The sequence below is a fragment of the Nonomuraea sp. B12E4 genome, assembly GCF_039871825.1.
Taxonomy (GTDB): domain Bacteria; phylum Actinomycetota; class Actinomycetes; order Streptosporangiales; family Streptosporangiaceae; genus Nonomuraea.
This window is the reverse complement of sequence record NZ_JBDPME010000001.1, coordinates 326,684-346,013: the sequence shown is the minus strand read 5'-3', so window position 1 is coordinate 346,013 and position 19,330 is coordinate 326,684. Positions and strand designations below refer to the sequence as shown.

Sequence of the window (19,330 nt, the reverse complement as noted above, 5' to 3'; positions counted from 1 at the left end):
ACCCTTCGACCATCGTTGGGCGTGCCGCCCGCGGGCGCATCTTTGGGATTGCTCTGCGGCTGTGCGATTGCGCAGCTTATGAGAAGCACCGCCCGGCTCGCGGACCGCAGAATGCGGAGCGTGGTGACCGATGAATTCCGTGGTGCTGACGCCGGATCCGCCCCGACCTCACCTGCCGAGGCCGAGGCGTGCTTCATGCATCGCCTTTTCCCGGAATCGCCGGCGCACCAGATATTCCGGGTTTATCGAATTACGGGTGATCTGCGGATCGAGGCGTTGCGCGCGGCCTGGCAGGCGATGCTCCGCGAGCACGCCGCCCTGCGCACCACATTCGCGGAAGTGCACGGCGAACTGTCGCGCCACGTCGCCCCGGAAGGTCCGCCGCTGACCTTCGCCGATCTCACCGGCACGGACCTGTCACGGCTCGACCACCTGCTCGCCATCGAGGCGCTGACCCCGGCCGACCCGGCCGAGGCCCCGCCGGCCAGGGCGACCCTGCTCCGGCTCGGCGAGACCGACCACATACTGCTGCTCGCCCTGCACAGGGCCATCGCCGACGAGCACTCGATGTCCCTCCTCGCGGAGGGCCTCAGCACGGCGTACGCGGGCGACGACCCTTCCGGCGAGGGCCCGGCCGAGGCTCCCGCCACAGCAGGCCCGGACGAGTTCCCCGCTGCTGGGAGCCCGGACGAGGTTCCCGCCGATGGCACCGCCGCCGCGCTTCCGGGCGAGCCCTCGCGGTCTGGCGGGTTTTCACCCGCTCCCCCCGACATGCTCGACTGGTGGGTCAGGGCGCTGACGCCGTTCCCGCCGCGGCTGGAGCTGCCCGCGGACCGCCCGGAGCGGTCAGAGCCCTCCTTCCACGGCGGCACGATCCGCTTCGACTGGGGTGACGAGGTCCGCTCGGGCCTGCGCGCCATGGCCGGCACGGCGGGCACCGACCCGTGGGTCGTGGTGCTGGCCGCTCTACAGGGCCTGCTGCGCCGCTACGGCGGCGAGGACCGGGTGGCCGTCGGCGTGCTCGCCTCAACCCGGCCCACCGCCCGGGAAGCCGTGACCACGCCCGCCATCCAGGAGGCCGGGATCGGGGCCTTTCACAATCTGCTGGTGCTCGGTGCCGAGGTGCCCGCTGATCTGGTCTTCCGCGAGGCAGTGAGGGGAGCCGCCGGGCTGGTGGGTGAGGCACTCGCCCGCCGGTGGCTGCCGATCACGGAGCTGACACGCCGGCTCGACACCGGCCGCCGGCTACCGCTGTGCCAGGTGGTCCTGGTCCCGGCCGCGCCGGAGGCCGAGCTGCGCCTGGCCGGGGCCACGGTGCGCCGCCACCATCTCGGCGGCGGCGCGACCTGGGCCGACCTCACGCTCACGGTGGACGAGGGCGGAGCGAGCGGCTCCCTGACCTACCGCGCCGCCCTGTTCGACCGGTCGACGGCGGGCGCCGTGCTCGATCACCTCCGTACCCTGCTGGCCGCCGCGCTGGCCGAGCCCGGCCTGCCGCTGGACACGCTGCCCGTCGAGGACGAGGCCACGATCGCGGCGGGCGTCGCCGCCGCCGACGGCATCGCACCGGCGGCGCCCGCCCCGCCGCCGGTTCACCAGCTCGTACGACAACAGGCGGAACGGCATCCGGACGCGATCGCCATCTCCTGGGAAGGCACCGCGATCACCTACCGTGACCTGGTCGCCCAGGCCCACGCCGCCGCCACCGCCGCCACCGCACCGGCGCTGCCCGGCACAACCCCCGCCACGGCACCGGCGCCGCCCGGCACGGCCGTCGCCGTCCGGCTGGCGCCGGGGCCCGGGCCCTATGTCGCGCTGCTCGCGATGCTGGCGGCCGGGGCGCACGTGGTCTGGTTCGGCACCACCGACGCGGGTGAGCGCGGCAAGGCGGTGCTCGACGACCTGCGGCCCGCCTTCCTCCTGCTGGACCGGGAAGAAGCGGCCGACGGTGACGACCTGGCCGCCTGGTACCGCGACGAGGCGGGCGGCCGGGTGGCCGGCCTCCCGTCCCTCGGCACCGCTGAGCGACCCGAAGGGCCCGCGGGACCCGAGACATGGCGGGGTGGGCCGGGGGATCGGGCCTATGTCGCCTACACCTCCGGATCCACCGGTAAGCCCAAGGGCATCGCCCAGACCCACGGCGCTCTCGCCCAGTTCGTCGCCTGGATGGCGGAGGAGTTCCGGATGGGGGCGGGGGCGCGGGTGGCCCAGTGGGTGGCGCCCGAGCACGACCCGGCGCTGTGCGAGGTCTTCGCGACGCTGGTCGGCGGCGGGACGCTGTGCCCGATCCCCCCGGCGATCCGGTTGAACCCCGACAAGCTGGTCGACTGGCTGATCGACCAGCGGATCACGCACATCCAGCTCATCCCCAGCTTCGCCAGGGAGCTGCTGTACGTGATCGAGGACCGAGGGCCGGCCTGTCGGCTGGACTCGCTCGGCCACCTGCTGCTGATGGGCGAGGCGTTGCCGGAGGAGCTGGCGAACGCGCTGCGGGCGCGGCTGCCGCACACCAGGCTGCTCAACCTCTACGGCCCGACGGAGACGATCGCGGCCACCTGGCACGAGATCGACGGCCCGGCCCGCGGCCCGGTCCCGATCGGGCGGCCCATCCCCGGGCGGCAGGTCCTCGTGGTGGACGAGCGGGACCGGCCCTGCCCGGCGGGCGTGACGGGCGAGATCGTGATCCGCACGCCGTACGTCACCCCGGGCTACCTCGGTTCGGCGCGGAACGGCGGCCATCCCGCGTTCCAGCCGCTGCGCGGCCTGGCTCCCGTGGCGAGTTACCGCACCGGAGACCTGGGGCGCCGGCGCTGGGACGGGCTGCTGGAGTTCCGCGGCCGCAAGGACTTCCAGGTCAAGCTGCTCGGCAACCGGTTCGAGCTCAGCGACGTCGAGGCCGCGCTGAACGCGCACGAGAGCGTGGCGGAGAGCGCCGCGGTCGCCGTCGCCAACCACGAGGGGCTGGTCACCAGGCTGGCCGTCTACGTGGTGCCCCGCGAGGGAGGGGCGCCGGACGTGTGGCGGGCCCACCTGCGGCGGCGGTTCGGCAAGCTGACCCTGCCGGCCACGTTCACCGTCATGAGCGACCGGCTGCCGCGCAACCTGGCCGGCAAGATCGACAGAGGGCGGCTGCCGGCGCCGGCCAGGCCCAGGGCGGCGCGCCCGCCGCGCACGCCGGCGGAGCGGCGCATGGCGGAGATCTGGTCGGAGCTGCTGGGGGCCGAGGGCGTCAGCGCGGAGGACACGTTCTTCGCGGCGGGCGGGCACTCGCTGCTGCTGCCCCTGCTGGCCGGCGAGATCAGCGAACGCTTCGGCGTACGGCCCGCGCTCCACGCCTGCTTCGCCGCCCCCTCCCTGGCTGCGCTCGCCGCCCTGGTCGAGGCGATGACTTCTGACGCGACTTCCGATGCCCATGCCAACCAACCCATGAAGGGGTGAGGGATTTGACGCTAGCCGAGGCCGACGTGACCGAGCAGGGCGCCGGGCAGCCGGTGAGCATTGACGGTGAGAGCCTGGACATCGCGGGCGTCCGGCGGGTCGCCGAGCTCGGCGCTCCCTGCGAGCTGGGCCCGGACGTCAAGGACAGGACCACCAAGAGCCGGCGGATCTTCGAGGACATCGCCCGCCAGGACATTCCGATCTATGGGGTCACCACCGGCTTCGGCGAGATGATCTACATGTTGGTCGGCACCCAGAAGGAGGTGGAGCTCCAGACCAACCTGGTCCGCAGCCACAGCGCCGGCGTCGGGCCGCTGTTCGCCGAGGACGAGGCCAGGGCGATCCTGCTGGCCCGCCTCAACGCGCTGGCCAAGGGGCACTCCGCGGTGCGGCCGCAGGTGGTCGAGCGGCTGGCGCTCTACCTCAACGAGGGCATCACCCCCGCCATCCCGGAGATCGGCTCGCTGGGCGCCAGCGGCGACCTGTCCACGCTGGCGCACATCGCCAGCACGGTCATCGGCGAGGGCTACTTCCTGCGCGACGGCGGCCGGGTCAAGGCCGCGGAGCTGCTGCGGGCGCGCGGCATCCAGCCGCTGGAGCTGCGCTTCAAGGAGGGGCTCGCGCTGATCAACGGCACGTCCGGGATGACCGGCCTGGGCTCCCTGGTGGTCGGCCGGGCCATGACCCAGGTACGGCAGGCCGAGATCGTCTCCGCGCTGGTGATCGAGACCCTGCAGGGCTCCACCAGCCCCTTCCTGCCGGAAGGCCACGACGTGGCCCGCCCGCACCGCGGGCAGATCGACACGGCCGCCAACATGCGGATCCTGATGCGGGACAGCGAGCTCACCGTGGACCACGCGAGCCTGCGCCGCCTGGTGCAGGACGACCGGACCGAGGACGTCGTCCAGCGCAGCCCGCACTACCTGCAGAAGGCCTACTCGCTGCGGGCCGTCCCGCAGGTGCTCGGGGCCGTGCGCGACACCCTCTACCGGGCGACCGAGACGATCGAGATCGAGCTTAACTCGGCCAACGACAACCCCCTGTTCTTCGAGGGGCAGGAGATCTTCCACGGCGCGAACTTCCACGGCCAGCCGGTCGCGTTCGTGATGGACTTCGTGACGATCGCGCTCACCCAGCTCGGCGTGCTGTCGGAACGGCGGACGAACCGGCTGCTGAACAGGCACCTCAGCTACGGGCTGCCCGAGTTCCTCGTCGCGGGGGATCCCGGGCTCAACAGCGGGTTCGCGGGTGCGCAGTACCCGGCCACCGCGCTGGTGGCGGAGAACAGGACGGTAGCCCCGGCCAGCACCCAGAGCGTGCCGTCCAACGGCGACAACCAGGACATCGTCAGCATGGGGTTGATCTCGGCCCGCAACGCGCGCCGGGTCCTGGGGAACAACAACACGATCCTGGCGCTGGAGTATCTGGCCGCCGCCCAGGCGGTGGACATCTCGGGACGCTACGACCGGCTGAGCCCGGCCGCCAAGGCCGCCTACGAATCGGTGCGCGCGCTCGTCCCCAAGCTGGACGCCGACCGGTACATGTCCGACGACATCCAGACGATGTCCGCGGCGCTGACACGGGGCGAGCCGCTCGCGGCCGTCAACGCCAGCGGCGCCGAGCTGCGCTGATCCCCGTCACGAAGGAGGCCGAACGTGCCAACCGAGACCACGCTTGAGTACGACGCCGTCGTGGTCGGCGGCGGCCCCGCCGGGGCGACGGTGGCGACACTCGTGTCCCTGCGGGGACACCGGGTCCTGCTGCTGGAGAAGGAGCGGTTCCCGCGCTACCAGATCGGGGAGTCGCTGCTGCCGTCCACCGTGCACGGCGTCTGCCAGCTGCTGGGCGTGACCGAGGAGCTGGAGCGGGCCGCGTTCACGGTGAAGCGCGGGGGCACCTTCCGGTGGGGCAGCAATCCCGAGCCGTGGACGTTCGCCTTCGCCATCTCCCCCAAGTTCGCCGGCGAGGGGGCGACCGCCTATCAGGTCGAGCGGATGAAGTTCGACCAGATCCTGCTCGACAACGCCCGTGCCAAGGGCGTCGAGGTCCGCGAGCAGTGCTCGGTGCTGGACGTCGTGGAGGAGGACGGCCGGGTGACGGGCGTGCGCTTCGCCGACCAGGACGGCGTCCGGCACACCGTGCTCGCCCGCCATGTCGTGGACGCCTCGGGCCACAAGAGCCGTATCCACCCCAAAGTCGGTGGGAAGCGGGTGTACTCCGAGTATTTCCGCAACATCGCGCTCTTCGGCTATTTCCTGGGCGGCAAGCGGATGCCGCCGCCCAACCAGGGCAACATCCTGGCCGCCGCCTTCGAGGCGGGCTGGTTCTGGTACATCCCGCTCACCGAGGAGCTGACCAGTGTGGGGGCGGTGCTGCGGCAGGAGGAGCTGGAGCGCGTCCAGGGCGACCGCGAGCAGGCGCTGCTGAGCCTGGTCGACGAGTGCCCGCTGATCGCGGACTACCTGACCGGTGCCCGCCTGGTCGACAGCGGCCCGTACGGCGAGATCCGGGTGCGCAAGGACTACTCCTACTCCAAGGAGAGCTTCTGGCGGCCCGGCATGGTGCTGGTCGGCGACGCGGCCTGCTTCATCGACCCGGTCTTCTCCTCGGGCGTCCACCTGGCCACCTACAGCGCGCTGATGGCGGCCCGCTCCGTCAACACCGCGCTGCGCGACCCGTCGGCGGAGCAGGCCGCGTTCGAGGAGTACGAGGCGCGCTACCGCCACGAGTACGCCCTGTTCCACGACTTCCTGGTCGCGTTCTACGACATGCACCAGGACGAGGAGTCGTACTTCTGGAAGGCCAAGCGCGTCACGCACCACACCGCGACCGAGATCGAGGCGTTCGTGGAGCTGGTGGGCGGGGGCGCCTCCGGCGAGACCGCGCTGATCAACGCGGGCTCCTACATCGAGCGGCGCGACTTCCAGGAGCTCACGGAGATCGTGGAGTCGCCGGTGCTGGCCCAGGGTGAGGACCGTAACCTGCTGCAGGCCTCGCTGGCCCGGTCGGTCGTCAAGGCGGGCGCCCGGATCCAGGTGCAGGCCGCCATGGGCGAGAACGTGGACGAGGTGCTGCCGATGCGGGAGGGCGGGCTGGTCCCCTCGCTCGACGGCATGCACTGGACGGCGCCGGCCGCCTGACCGCCCCGCACGAAAGCGCCGCCCCCCGGCTCCGGCTGAGGGGCGGCGCTTCTTGTGTCGTCCTTATCTCGCGTCGGCGGCCTGCCAGGACCGGCCGGGCTCCGGCCGCAGGACGGCGTGCCGCAGGACCCGCAGGAGCATGGGCGGCCGCATGAGCGCCTGGGGCGGGTCCATGAGCCCGGCCACGCGCATGAACCCGTCGGTCACCTTGGCGTCCTTGGTGGCCGCGTACTGCAGGCGCGCCATGTAGGCGTTGCCCATCCGGACCTTGAGCGTGCGCCGCCCCTCGACCCCCGGGAAGTCGAGATCGCCGCCGGCGGAGATGTCCCACGGCGTGTCGATCACGCGGGCGACGTCGGCCAGGAAGGGCCGCGGCCGCGGCTCGACACCCCGGCGCAGGTGCTCCCGGAGCATGAGGGACTCCAGCGCGGCCACGCTCATCCCCTGCCCGTAGACGGGGTTGAAGCTGCAGGCCGCGTCGCCCATCACCAGCAGCCCGTCCGGGAAGCGGGTCAGCCGCTCGTAGCGGCGCCGCACGCTGGCGGGGAAGCGGAACGACACCGGCTCGTCCAGCGGCTCGGCGTCGTGGACCGCCTCGTACACGTCGGGCACCGGCAGGGACCTGACGTACTCCATGAACGCCCCGGGCTCGGTCGGCGGGTGGTCACCGAGGATCCCGGTCAGCGAGAGGATGCAGACGTCCCGCCCCACCTGGCCGAAGAAGGCGCCGCGCGGGTGGGCGGGAGAGGCCACCGGGTTGATGGACTGCACGCCGCGGAACATCTCCGGCCGGATCCGGTAGTGGCGCGTCGTGTAGGCCAGGCCGACCTTGACCCGCTCCTCCACGGGCCGCTCGTAACCGAACTCCTCCAGCCAGACGGGGGTACGCGAGCCGCGGCCGGTGGCGTCGACCACCAGGTCCGCCTCCAGCGACTCCGGCACGCTCCCCTCGGCCCGCGCCTGCACCAGCGCGCCGATGACCCGGTCGCGCGACGGGGTGGCGATCAGCCCGAGGATGTCGTGGCGCTCCATGAAGGTCACGTTCGGCAGGGCCGCCACCCGGGTGCGTACGTGGTGCTCCAGCACGGGGCGCGGCGCGGTCACCGAGGTCAGCCCCGTACGGGCGGGCCGCAGCCGCCTGGCGTTGAAGTACCAGCGCATCTCCCCCAGGTCGCCGGTGGGCACGCCGGCGTCGGTCAGCTCCTGGGTGAGCCCGGGGAACAGCTCCTCCAGGATGAGGTGGCCGCGGGCGTGCAGGCCGTGGGCGTGCCGGGTGTGCGGCGCGCCCTTGCGCGGCCCGCTCACTCCCAGCACCGTGTCACGGTCCACAACCACGACATTCCTATACGACTCGGCCAGCACGCGGGCGGCCAGAATCCCGGCCATGCTCCCGCCGAGCACCACGACACGATCTCCGACCTGGCTGCTCATGAGCTCCCTTTCACCTGAGGTTCCCGATGGGGTGCCATGCGCCTCGGCCATACGTGCGCGATGGCCGCATGGAGGATGCGCGGCTTGATATGCGGCATGTGATGTGAAGGATGCGCGGCGTGACATGCGGGGTCGCGGAAACCTCCTCAGTGCGTGGAGGCCGCCGGGCGACCGGGCGGGCATTCGGGGTGCGGACCCGCGGGTGCACCGGGCAAACCTTTCCCCGATCGTCATCCGGGCAGGCGGACGGCGCATCTCCTGTCGTGCGCACCGCGCGCCGCACGCTGGGAGGTGTGCCAGGCCGGGCACGGAGGGAGACTGCACCGGGGCGGCGGACAGCGGGTGTGATGAAAGGAGAACACCATGCCTGGCTTCGCACGTTCCGTCCGCCATCGAACCCGCCGTACGGGGGCGCTCGCGCTGGCCGCGCTGGCCGTCGCCAGCGGGCTGAGCGTGACCGACACCGCGTACGCCCACCGCGCCCACGCCTCCGGGACCATCCTGGGCATCTGGGAGGTGCAGAGCCTCAGCGGCGCGGGCAACAACAAGGCTCACCCCGACTGGGGCCAAGCCGGCAAGATCTACCCCCGGGTGGCGCCCGCCAACTACGCCGACGGCGTGGGCCAGCCGGTCTCCGGCCCCAACCCCCGGTACGTGAGCAACCGCATCGTCAACGACACGGGCACCGTCCTGTACTCCCCTCGCGGCGTCAGCCAGTGGGCGTTCGTCTGGGGCCAGTTCGTCGACCACACGTTCGCGCTGCGGCTGGGCCGGCGGCAGTCCGGCGAGCCCGGCGAGACCGCCAACATCCCGGTGAACGTCGACGACCCGCTGGAGTCCTTCCCCAACCGGCTGGGCATGCTCTTCTTCGAGCGCTCCATCCCGGCGCCGGGCACCGGCGTGACCGTCCCGCGTGAGAGCATCAACCAGATCAGCTCCTACCTCAACGCCGCCGCCGTCTACAGCAACACCGACGCGCGTCTCGACTGGATGCGCGAGGGCAGCGTGGACGGCGACCCGGCCAACAACCAGGCGCGGCTGCTGATGCCGGGCGACTACCTGCCGCGCAGGGACAGCCGCGGCAACCCGGAGGCCTCACCTTCCATGGTGGTGGGCGGCCACCTCGTCAACACCCCGTTCAAGGCGGCGGTCGCCGGCGACCAGCGGGCCAACGAGAATCCCGCGCTGCTCGCGACGCAGACGCTCTTCGCCCGCGAGCACAACAGGATCGTCGCCGCGTTGCCCGGCTGGCTGTCGCAGGAGGACAAGTTCCAGATCGCCAGGGCCGTGGTCATCGCGGAGCAGCAGTACATCACCTACAACGAGTACCTGCCCGCGCTCGGCGTGTCGCTGCCCCCGTACAGCGGGTACAAGCCCACGGTCAACACCGAGGTGACCAACGAGTTCGCCACGGTCGGCTTCCGCGGGCACAGCCAGATCCGCGGCAAGTTCGTGATCGAGTCCGCGGCCGGCCGCTACAGCCAGGCCACGCTGGACTCCCTCAGGAGCATGGGCGTGACGGTCACGGTCGACGGCGACGACGTCGAGCTCGTCGTCCCGCTCGGCGAGGACGCCTTCTTCCGTCCCGACCTGCTCGAAGCGATCCAGCTCGGCCCGCTGCTGGAGGGCATCGGCCGGCGCCCGCAGGCCAAGAACGACGAGCAGATCGACAACCTGCTGCGCAGCTTCCCGTTCGAGCTGTCCGGCGACCCGGCCTGCCGGGAGGACCCCGAGCTGCCGCAGTGCGTCACGGGCTTCAACGACCTGGCCGCGGTCGACATCGAGCGGGGGCGCGACCACGGCATGCCGACCTACAACCAGCTCCGCGCCGCGTACGGCCTGCCCGCCAAGTCCTCGTTCAAGGCGATCACCGGTGAGCAGTCCGAGGCGTTCCCCGCCGACCCCGAGCTGACGCCGGGTGCCGAGATCGACGATCCGGACAGCCTGGACTTCACGGCGCTGTACGACGCCGCGGGCAACCCCACCACGTTCGAGGCCGACGACGCCACCCGCGGGGTGCGGCGGACGCCGCTGGCCGCCCGGCTCAAGGCCATCTACCAGGATGTCGGCAAGGTGGACGCGTTCGTCGGCATGAGCGCGGAGCCCAACCTGCCCGGCCGGGACTTCGGCGAGACGCAGCTCGCGATCTGGCGCAAGCAGTTCGCCGCGCTGCGCGACGGCGACCGCTTCTTCTACGCCAACGACCCGATGCTGCACTGGGTCAAGGTCCTCTTCGGGATCGACTACCGCCACTCGCTCGGCGACCTCATCGCGCTGAACACCGACATCCCGCGCGGCGCGATGGCGAGCAACGTGTTCCTCGCGCAGGAGGCCCCCGTCCGGGGCAGGCCCGCCGAGGTGGACACGCGCACCAAGGCGCGGGCCGGGCAGGCACCGGCCGGCCCGGGCACCAGGAAGGGCGCCGAGGCCGCCGCGGGTTTCCGCCCGCCCGGCTCCTGACCGCCGTACCCACCCGCGGGCGGCCCCGCCCGCGGGTGATCGGGACGGGGCGCCGTCCCGCACAGCGCAACACCAGAGATGCGATCCGTACGGCCCGCCGATCACATTGGAAGGGCTTACGACCAGGGGGAGGGGACATGACGAGCCTAGGGTCCGCCGAGGTCAAGCACGTACCGATCAACCAGGCCATGCGCGGCTACCTGCTCAGGTCCTGCACACCACCCGACCCTGTGGTGAGCAGCCTGGTGGAGCGCACCCTCACGGTCGGAGCGGCTTCGGGCATGATGGTGCCGGTCGAGCAGTCGACGTTGCTGACGCTCCTGGCCAAGCTGGTGTCGGCCAGGGTGATCGTGGACGTCGGCACGTTCACCGGATTGTCGGCGCTGGCACTCGCCCGCGGCCTGGCGCCGGGCGGCAAGGTGATCACCTGCGACGTGACCGACACGTGGCTCGACATCGCCAAGGAACACTGGGATCGGGCCGGGGTGACGGACCGCATCGAGTTCCGTCTCGGCCCCGCGGGCCAGACGCTGAGCGAGCTGCCCGAGGGCGAGGCCGACCTCATCTTCCTCGACGCCGACAAGATGAACTACGTCACCTACTACCAGCGGGCCGTGCCCCTGCTGCGCGGCGGTGGCCTGCTGCTGGCCGACAACGTGCTGCTCGACGGCTACGTCATGGACCCGGAGCTGGCCGAGAACACGCTGATGCGCCGGTGCGCCGAGACGATGCGTACGTTCAACGCCGCGCTCGCCACCGACGACCGCTTGGAGACGGTGATGCTGCCCGTGGCCGACGGGTTCACGATCGCCAGGAAGAAATGAGGCAACATGGTCGAGACCTCGCTCTGGAAGGCTCCCGTTCCCACAGCCGATCTCTCCGCCGGCGCGAACGGCGGCGTGGACCGCGTCCCGCTCTCCTACCAGCAGGACTTCCTGCGCCTGGTGGACATGGGCGACGAGGCCGGCCCGTTCGGCCCGCGTTACACGATCGTGGGCGGCTGGCGGCTGAGCGGCCGGGTGGACGTCGAGGCGCTGCAGGGCGCCCTGGACGACGTGGTCGCCCGGCATGAGGCGCTGCGCAGCACGATCGTCCGCGCCGAGGAGGACTCCTACCAGCGGGTCCTGCCGCCGCTTCCGGTGAACATGCAGGTCAGGAGCCTGGCCGCGGACGATCCCGGCTCGCGTGACCGGGTCGCGGAGGAGTTCGTCAACGAGATCGAGGCGGGCACGCTGACCATGCGCGAGGTCCCGGTCATGCGGACGGTGCTCGGCCGCTTCGACGACGAGGACGCGGTGCTCGCGGTCGCGGCCCACCACACGCAGGTGGACGGCTGGTCGATCCAGGTCATCATGCGTGACCTGGCCACGTGCTACGCGGCCAGGGTGGAGCGCCGTACGCCCGACCTGGCGCCCGCCCGGCAGTACCGGGAGTTCGTGACCTGGCAGCGCGGCCAGGCGGACACCGAGTCCGTGCGGACGGCGCGCGCGTACTGGCGGAAGAAGCTGCGCGGCGCCCGCATGACCGGCATCAAGATGGACCGGCCTCGGGTCGCCGGGGCGCCCTGCGACAGCGCCTGGTACCGCTTCCTGGTGCCCGAGGAATACCGGGCGGCGACGCTGCGGCTGTCGAGCAAGCTGCGCTGCTCGCCATTCATGCTGCTGATGGCGGCCTACACGGTGCTGCTCCACCGCGTCACCGGCGAGCGAGACATCGTGCTGCCCACCTTCACCCTGGGCCGGCGCGAACCCTGGACGCACGAGATCGTCGGCTCCTTCAGCAACTTCCTGCCGCTGCGGACCGACATCACCGGCTGCGCCGACTTCCGCGACGTGGTCGGCCGGGCCAGGCAGACCTGCCTGGAGGCCTACGCCCAGGAGATCTCCTTCCTGGAGCTCATGGAGGAGGCCCCCGAGCTGATGGACTCGGTCACCGAGGACGACTACACCTCGTGCGGGTTCGAGGTCGTCCAGTCCCCGTTCATCATGGGCGGCGAGGCGGTGGCCGGGCTGGAGTTCACCGCGATGCGGCGCCGGCTGCTGTCGCACTCCCTCGGCTCGGAGATCCCGGACGGCGCGCTGTGGGCGCTGGAGCTCCAGGCGTCGGGGGGCATGGTCGGCAAGCTCGGCTACGTGAAAGCCCAGTTCGACGAGTCGTCCATGATCGCGATCGTGGACGAGTTCGTCCGCGTGCTCAAGCACACGGTGTGCGACCCTGACCGCCCGCTGGATCGGATCTGACGAATGAAGGCTCTCGTCCTGGCCGGGGGGTCGGGGACCCGGCTGCGTCCCTTCAGCTACTCCATGCCGAAGCAGCTCATGCCGGTGGCGAACACGCCGGTCCTCGAACACGTGCTGCGCGGCATCCTCGACATCGGCATCACCGAGGTCGGGCTGATCGTCGGCGACTGGGCCACGGAGATCGCCGAGACCGTCGGCAACGGGTCCCGCTTCGGCCAGCGCATCACCTACCTGCGCCAGGACCATCCGCGCGGCCTGGCCCACTGCGTGCGCGTGGCCCGCGACTTCCTCGGCGACGAGGACTTCGCCATGTACCTGGGTGACAACATCCTGCTGGGCAGCCTCGGCGAGGTGGCCGAGGAGTTCCGCCTGCGGCGGCCCGCCGCGCAGGTCCTGGTGCGCTCGGTGGCGGACCCCCGCTCGTTCGGGGTGGCCGAACTCCAGCCGAACGGCAGCGTGCTGCGCCTGGTGGAGAAGCCCGAACAGCCGCGCAGCGATCTCGCGCTCATCGGCGTCTACTTCTTCACCCCCGCGGTGCACGAGGCGGTGGCGGCCATCAGCCCGAGCGCGCGGGGCGAGCTGGAGATCACCGACGCGATCCAGTGGCTGGTGGAGAGCGGCAAGGACGTCAAGGCCAGCGTGTACCACGGCTACTGGAAGGACACCGGGCGGATCGAGGACCTGCTGGAGTGCAACGCGCGCCTGCTCAGCGAGCTGCGCAGGGACGTGGCCGGCCACGTCGACTCCGTCAGCCGGCTGCAGGGCGAGGTCTCGATCGCCGAGGGGGCCCACGTGGTGCGCTCGTGGATCGCCGGGCCGGTGGTCATCGGCGCGGGCACGGTGATCGAGGACAGCTACATCGGGCCGAACACCTCCATCGGCCGCGACTGCACGGTGCACTCGGCCGGGCTGACCGACTCCATCGTGCTGGACGGCGCGTCGATCTCCCAGGTCACCGGTGTACGCGGGTCACTCATCGGGCGGCACGCCACCGTCGGCGCGGGCGACCGCGGCGAGGTGCACCACCGCCTGGTCATCGGCGACCACGGACGGATCGAGATAGCGGCCTAGGCACAATCGAATATGCCGGGGAGGCGCCCGCTGGGGCACGCTGGATTTCAGATGGGAATTCCATCCGGTCGGAAAGGCTGCATCGTATGACGCACATCTGTCGTATCTGTGGCGGCGCGGTCCAACAGTTCCTGGATTTGGGCCGCCAACCCTTGTCCAAGGCGTTCCTGAAGCCCGCCGAGGCCGGCAGGGAGACGTCCTTCGACCTGACGGTGGGGATCTGCGCGTCGTGCACGATGGTGCAGCAGCTCGGTGAGGTCTCCCGGGACCTGGTGTTCGGCCCGCGCTACCCGTACCGGTCGTCCGGGTCGCCGGTCATGCGCAAGCATTTCGAACGCCTCGCCCAGCGTTTCCTGAACCACGAGCTGGCCGGTGCCGGCCGGTTCGTCGTGGAGATCGGCAGCAACGACGGCATCTTCCTCAAGACGATCAGTGAGGGTGCCGTGGCGCATCTCGGCGTGGACCCGTGCCCGCGGGCCGCCGAGATCGCCGAGGACAAGGGCGTCGAGGTGCTCGTCGACTTCTTCGAGGAGGACACGGCCACGCAGATCCGCGCCACCCACGGGCCCGCGGACGTCATCTACTCGGCCAACACCCTCAGCCACCTCCCCTACCTCCCCTCGGCCCTCCGCGGCGTGGACGCGCTGCTCTCCGAGCGCGGCGTCTTCGTCGTCGAGGACCGCTATCTGGGCGACATCGTGGCGCACACCCGCTTCGACCAGATCTACGACGAGCATTTCTATCTCTTCACGGTCCGCTCCGTGCAGGCGGCGGCCGCCCTCCACGGTTTCGAGCTGGTGGACGCCAAGCGCCTGCCGGTGCACGGCGGGTCCATCCGCTACACCCTCGCGCGGCCGGGGGTCCGCCCCCAGAACATCAACGTCGGCGAGTTCCTCGCCCAGGAGCGCGCCCAGGGACTGGGCGACCCGGCCACGATGCCGGCCTTCGCCGAGCGGGTCCAGCGCGCCCGCGACGAGCTGCGCACGCTGCTGCGCGAGCTGCACGACTCCGGAAAGCTGGTGGTCGGGTACGGCGCCACCTCCAAGAGCGCCACCGTCACCACCTACTGCGGCATCGGGCCCGACCTCGTCCCCTACGTCATCGACGGCAGCCCGGTGAAGCACGGGAGGCTGACGCCGGGATCGCATATCCCGATCCGCTCGCCGAAGGCTTTCTCAGACCCTTATCCCGACTACGCGCTCCTGTTCGCGTGGGACCACGCGGACGAGATCATGGCGAAGGAGCGCGAATTCCGAAAGGGAGGTGGCCGCTGGATCCTTTATGTCCCCGAGGTGCGCATCGTATGAACGCACCAGCGCCGGTCCGCTTTCGACGAGCCCGTGAGCGGGCCATCATATGAACGCACCGACGCCGGCCCGCTCCCGACGAGCCCGGGAGCGGGCCGAATGTCGCGCAGGGCACTCCCGCCGTCCCGCAGCGCCGTACGGACGCCCCCGGGCCGCGCCACCGGCCGCACCCAGTCGATGAGCCTCTGAGCCACCTGCCCCCGCGGGCACCCCGGACCACCGCCCCCCACGCGGCGCCACGGCCACTGTCCCGGCCCTTGAGACGCCGACCGGCCTGACCGATCGGTTCGAGCCCCCGCCCCATCAACGCTGTCACACACTGACGGCGTCTCCCCGCTGCACCGGGTCGTCCCCAACGGATGCGCGACCAGGGGGCGGGCGCCCGGCAGCGGTGGCCGGTGTGCCGGCGGGCCCGCCGCGACGGCACCCGCGAGGAAGTCGCTCCGGCGGGTGCCGCGCCGCCCCCGGTTCGCGGCTTCCATGTCACCGGCGCGAGGCGGCGGGGCGGCCGCCTCACGGAAGGGGCGGCACCGGGGCGGCCGGCGCTTCTCCCGGCTCTGCGGTGCCGCTCGGGTGAGCGGCACCGCCTCGTGCCCTCGCGCGGCCCTCAATAGGGCAGTTGCCGTCCCGAGGGGGTTCGCCTGTCCGGCTGGCGCTCGTCGCGCCGAACTGGTTTGCGTGGCCGGATCCGGACCTGTCGCATGATGTGCTCCTTCTGTCTGGTCGGGTGGCGACGAGCACCTGGCGTCACGATCAACGGTGCGGCCTGGCAGGCTCGCGGACCAGGTGATTCGGGCGCAGCAAGTTGCTCGCCGCCGACTGCTTCCTGTCACCTGTCGCCGAACACGCTCACGGCCGCGAACCAGGGGCTGGACCGCAGGCTCGCCTCCGCCAGGCGCGCGAGGATCATGTCCTCGTTGAGCGCCTCCTCGTCCGTCAGCTCGTAGTTCGTGTTCAGCGCGGCCTCGCTCATGGCGGCGCCGGTGGCGTGCCTGGCCGCTTCGACCACCTCGGAGGAGGAGGACTGCGCCAGCGACCAGTGGGCGCCCAACTGCTGGACGGCCCTGGCCCAGGCGGCTATCCCACTCTCGATGATGTTGCCCTGCTGTGCCGCGCGTCCGGCGGCGACCTCTGTCATCTCTTCCGCGCTCCTTACGCAAGGGGTACGGGCGCGCGCGGCGCCCTAACCTACACACGAAGTCCCAGGTCCCGGGCGCTGCACGCCTCCGTGCTCTCCCTCGGGGGGACCCGTTGGCAGCAAGCGGAAGCGCCGGGGCAGCTTACTGCCTCCGATTTGCCTGGATCGGCGATTGCCGAAAGCGCAGAGTTGGTTGTGCGAGAACAAAACACAAACAACTCCCGAAGGACCGAAGAAATGAACATCACCGCCACCGCCAAGGCCCGCAGCATTTCTCGCCTCTCGCTCGTCGTCGGCGCCGGAATCATCGCCGGAATTTTCACCCTGAACGCCACGCCCGCCTCCGCCGACAGCACCTGGGACCGCACCTCCAGCGTCAGCACCAGCGACGACAGCACCTGGGACACCCTCAACGCCACCACCGACGACAGCACCTGGGACTAATCACAAACCGGCGCCCGGTAAAGTGGGAGGCGAATCAAATGGGCTTGGGGATTCTGGTCACGGGTGGGGCGGGCTTCATCGGATCCCATTACGTACGCACTCTGCTCGCGAAAAACGAGAACATCAGGCTGACCGTGCTCGACAAACTGACGGAGACCGGAAATCTGGCCAATCTCGACTCGGTGCTCGCGGACAACCGCCTGGCCTTCGTCCACGGCGACGTCAGGGACCCGGCCCTGGTCAACGCGCTGGTGGCCCAGCATGACGAGGTCGTCCACTTCGCCTCCGAGTCGCACGCGGACCACCCGGTCGCGAACACCTCCGAATTCATCGCGACCAATGTCACCGGCACCCAGGTCCTGCTCGACGCGGCCCTGCGGACGGGACTACGGAGGTTCGTCCACGTCTCCACCCACGAGGTCTACGGCTTCGCCGAGGACGGGCCCTGGCCCGAGTCGCAGCCCCTGACCCCCGGCACCCCGTACGCGGCCACGAAGGCCGCCGGCGACCTGCTCGCGCTCGCCTACCACCGCACCTACGGGCTCGACGTGCGAGTGAGCCGCTCCTCCGGCACCTACGGCCACCACCAGCCGCCCCACCAGCTGATCCCGCGGATCATCACCACCCTGCTGGAAAGCGCCGAGATCCCCTGGTACGGCGGCGGGCTGGGCCTTCGCGACTGGCTGCACGCCGACGACCACGTCCAGGGAATCGAGCTGATCCGCACCGCCGGGCGCCCCGGCGAGGTCTACAACATCGGCGGCGGGACGGAGCTCACCTTCGGGGAGCTGACCGGCCTGGTGCTCGAAGCGTGCGGAGCCGGCGGGCGCGCCCAGTGGGACGCGAGCTGGGACATGGAGGGATTCTCCGGGTGGCACGCCCGCCGTGCACCGCACCATTCGGTCGACTGGACCAAGATCCGGACCGAGCTGGGCTACCGGCCGGGTAAGGACATCGAGACCGGGCTCGCCGAGACCGTGGCGTGGTACCGGGAGAACCGGGCCTGGTGGGCGCCCCTCAAGCGGAGCGCGGCCCCGCACAACGCGACCCAGGAGCCCCAGGCGGCCAGGGTCCTCACCACCATCGCGGCCTGACCGCCGTCGCAGTGACCGTCGTCACGCTGGCCGCCCGGGCAGACGTCCCGGCGCCGGCTCGGTGCGGTCCGGCACCCTGAAAGGTGATCCTCAAGCCCCGCGCGAGCCATCATGGGGTGTCCCCCTCTTGGGGTGCCGATGAGAAACAGCACGCGGGACCCGTCCCGTTCGCGACGCGGGCGGGACTCGGATCCCGATCGGGGTCGGCGGGGATGGTGACCTCGCGACCCCGGAGGGCGTACCGAACAAGGAGGTCGTGTGAACGCGCCTGTCGCGCCGATCGCCGCGCACAACCTGCTGGTCCTCCTCCTCCAGCTCGGTCTGCTCCTCCTGCTGGCCCACCTGTTCGGTCGCCTGGCGACCAGGCTCGGGATGGCGGCCGTGGTCGGAGAGCTGTTCGTCGGGGTAGTGCTGGGACCCTCGTTCCTGGCCCACGTGGCGCCGGACCTCCACACCTGGCTCTTCCCCGCCGATCCCGCCCAGTTCCACCTGCTCGACGCCGTCGGGCAGATCGGCGTCCTGCTCCTGGTGGGGCTGACCGGCATCTACATGGACACGGGGCTGGTCCGCCGCTTCGGCAGGACCGCCGCCGGGATCAGTATCGGCGGGCTGGTCGTGCCCCTCGGGTTCGGCATCGCCCTGGGTTTCCTGCTGCCGCGTAACCTGCTTCCGCCGGGCACGGACCCGCTCGTCTTCGCGCTGTTCATGGGCGTGGCGATGTGCGTGAGCGCCATCCCGGTGATCGCCAAGGCGCTGCTGGACCTGAAGATGCTGCACCGTGACATCGGGCAGCTCACCCTGACGGCCGGAGTGATCGACGACGCGTTCGGCTGGTTCATGCTGTCCGTCGTCAGCGCGCTGAGCATCGGCGCGGTCACCGCGGGCACCGTGCTCTCCTCGCTGGCCTACCTCGCCGTCGTGGTGATCGTCGCGTTCACGCTCGGCCGCCTGATCGTGAGCCACGCGTTGCGGCTGGCCTCCAGGTCGGCCGACCCGGGACCGACCGTCGCCATCGCGGTCGCCCTCATCCTGCTGTCCGCCGCGGGCACCCATGCCCTGGGCCTGGAGGCGGTGCTCGGAGCCTTCGTCTGCGGTGTGCTGATCGGCTCCGCGGGGCGCGTCAACCCGGCCAAGATCGTTTCGCTGCGCACGGTCGTGCTGTCCGGTGTGGCCCCCATCTTCTTCGCCTCCGCGGGCCTGCGCATGGACCTGACCTCGCTGGCCGAACTCCCGGTGCTGCTGGCAGGGCTGGCGGTGCTGGCGATCGCGATCCTGGGCAAGTTCCTCGGCGTCTATGCGGGGGCCAAGCTGACCGGTCACTCCTCATGGGAGGCGCTGGCGCTGGGAGCCGGGCTCAACGCGCGTGGTGTGATCGAGATCGTGGTGGCCATGGTCGGGCTGCGCCTGGGCATCCTGACCGTCGAGGCGTACACCATCGTGGTGCTGGTGGCGATCGTCACCTCGCTGATGGCGCCGCCCATCCTGCGGATGGCGATGGCGCGCATCAAGCCGACCACCGAGGAGAAGGCCCGGGAAAGCGAGTACGCGAGCGAAGCGGCCTTCTGAA

Annotated in this window: 13 protein-coding genes; 11 read left to right on the top strand and 2 right to left on the bottom strand. The window is 71.1% G+C overall.

Annotation, left to right across the window (positions count from 1 at the left end; all coding sequences use genetic code 11):
* Positions 1 to 78 precede the first annotated feature (78 nt).
* Genes ABGB18_RS01435 through ABGB18_RS01425 form a run of 3 tightly spaced genes read left to right on the top strand, consistent with a single transcriptional unit; the run spans position 79 to position 6,578 of the window.
* Positions 79 to 3,438 (top strand): AMP-binding protein, encoded by a 3,360-nt coding sequence (locus ABGB18_RS01435; protein WP_347693427.1) that lies wholly within the window; start codon positions 79 to 81, stop codon positions 3,436 to 3,438.
* A gap of 5 nt (positions 3,439 to 3,443) precedes the next feature.
* Positions 3,444 to 5,069: a tyrosine 2,3-aminomutase gene (cmdF, locus tag ABGB18_RS01430; protein WP_347693426.1), complete on the top strand. Its 1,626-nt coding sequence runs from the start codon at positions 3,444 to 3,446 to the stop codon at positions 5,067 to 5,069.
* Between the two features lie 24 nt (positions 5,070 to 5,093).
* On the top strand, positions 5,094 to 6,578 hold the full coding sequence (locus tag ABGB18_RS01425; RefSeq protein WP_347693425.1) for a tryptophan 7-halogenase: 1,485 nt from the start codon (positions 5,094 to 5,096) through the stop codon (positions 6,576 to 6,578).
* Positions 6,579 to 6,641: 63 nt separating this feature from the next.
* Here ABGB18_RS01425 and ABGB18_RS01420 read toward each other — a convergent pair whose 3' ends face one another.
* Positions 6,642 to 8,009 carry an FAD-dependent monooxygenase gene (locus ABGB18_RS01420; protein WP_347693424.1) on the bottom strand — a complete coding sequence of 456 codons (1,368 nt, stop codon included), beginning with the start codon at positions 8,007 to 8,009 and terminating at the stop codon, positions 6,642 to 6,644.
* A gap of 363 nt (positions 8,010 to 8,372) precedes the next feature.
* Between ABGB18_RS01420 and ABGB18_RS01415 the strand changes: the two genes are divergently transcribed.
* The 5 genes from ABGB18_RS01415 (at position 8,373) to ABGB18_RS01395 (ending at position 15,087) form a co-directional block, all read left to right on the top strand.
* Positions 8,373 to 10,469 carry a peroxidase family protein gene (locus tag ABGB18_RS01415; RefSeq protein WP_347693423.1) on the top strand — a complete coding sequence of 699 codons (2,097 nt, stop codon included), beginning with the start codon at positions 8,373 to 8,375 and terminating at the stop codon, positions 10,467 to 10,469.
* Between the two features lie 137 nt (positions 10,470 to 10,606).
* Positions 10,607 to 11,293 (top strand): class I SAM-dependent methyltransferase, encoded by a 687-nt coding sequence (locus ABGB18_RS01410; protein WP_347693422.1) that lies wholly within the window; start codon positions 10,607 to 10,609, stop codon positions 11,291 to 11,293.
* A 6-nt stretch (positions 11,294 to 11,299) separates the two neighbouring features.
* Positions 11,300 to 12,709, top strand: coding sequence for a condensation domain-containing protein (locus tag ABGB18_RS01405; RefSeq protein ID WP_347693421.1), 1,410 nt, complete (start codon positions 11,300 to 11,302; stop codon positions 12,707 to 12,709).
* Between the two features lie 3 nt (positions 12,710 to 12,712).
* Positions 12,713 to 13,780, top strand: coding sequence for a glucose-1-phosphate thymidylyltransferase (locus ABGB18_RS01400; RefSeq protein WP_347693420.1), 1,068 nt, complete (start codon positions 12,713 to 12,715; stop codon positions 13,778 to 13,780).
* Positions 13,781 to 13,866: 86 nt separating this feature from the next.
* A complete protein-coding gene (locus ABGB18_RS01395) occupies positions 13,867 to 15,087 on the top strand; it encodes a class I SAM-dependent methyltransferase (RefSeq protein ID WP_347693419.1) in 1,221 nt (406 codons plus the stop codon).
* 829 nt (positions 15,088 to 15,916) lie between these two features.
* On the opposite strand, the gene ABGB18_RS01390 is transcribed toward ABGB18_RS01395, so the two are convergent.
* On the bottom strand, positions 15,917 to 16,225 hold the full coding sequence (locus ABGB18_RS01390) for a hypothetical protein (RefSeq protein ID WP_347693418.1): 309 nt from the start codon (positions 16,223 to 16,225) through the stop codon (positions 15,917 to 15,919).
* 237 nt (positions 16,226 to 16,462) lie between these two features.
* Here ABGB18_RS01390 and ABGB18_RS01385 point away from each other — a divergent pair, with 237 nt between their 5' ends.
* From ABGB18_RS01385 to ABGB18_RS01375, 3 genes are all read left to right on the top strand, one after another.
* The gene (locus ABGB18_RS01385) at positions 16,463 to 16,669 is read left to right on the top strand and encodes a hypothetical protein (protein WP_347693417.1); all 207 of its coding nucleotides are present in this window, start codon (positions 16,463 to 16,465) and stop codon (positions 16,667 to 16,669) included.
* A 38-nt stretch (positions 16,670 to 16,707) separates the two neighbouring features.
* Positions 16,708 to 17,763 carry a GDP-mannose 4,6-dehydratase gene (locus ABGB18_RS01380; RefSeq protein ID WP_347693416.1) on the top strand — a complete coding sequence of 352 codons (1,056 nt, stop codon included), beginning with the start codon at positions 16,708 to 16,710 and terminating at the stop codon, positions 17,761 to 17,763.
* A gap of 258 nt (positions 17,764 to 18,021) precedes the next feature.
* Entirely contained in the window at positions 18,022 to 19,329 is a 1,308-nt protein-coding gene (locus ABGB18_RS01375) for a cation:proton antiporter (RefSeq protein ID WP_347693414.1), read from the top strand.
* Position 19,330: the final 1 nt, after the last annotated feature.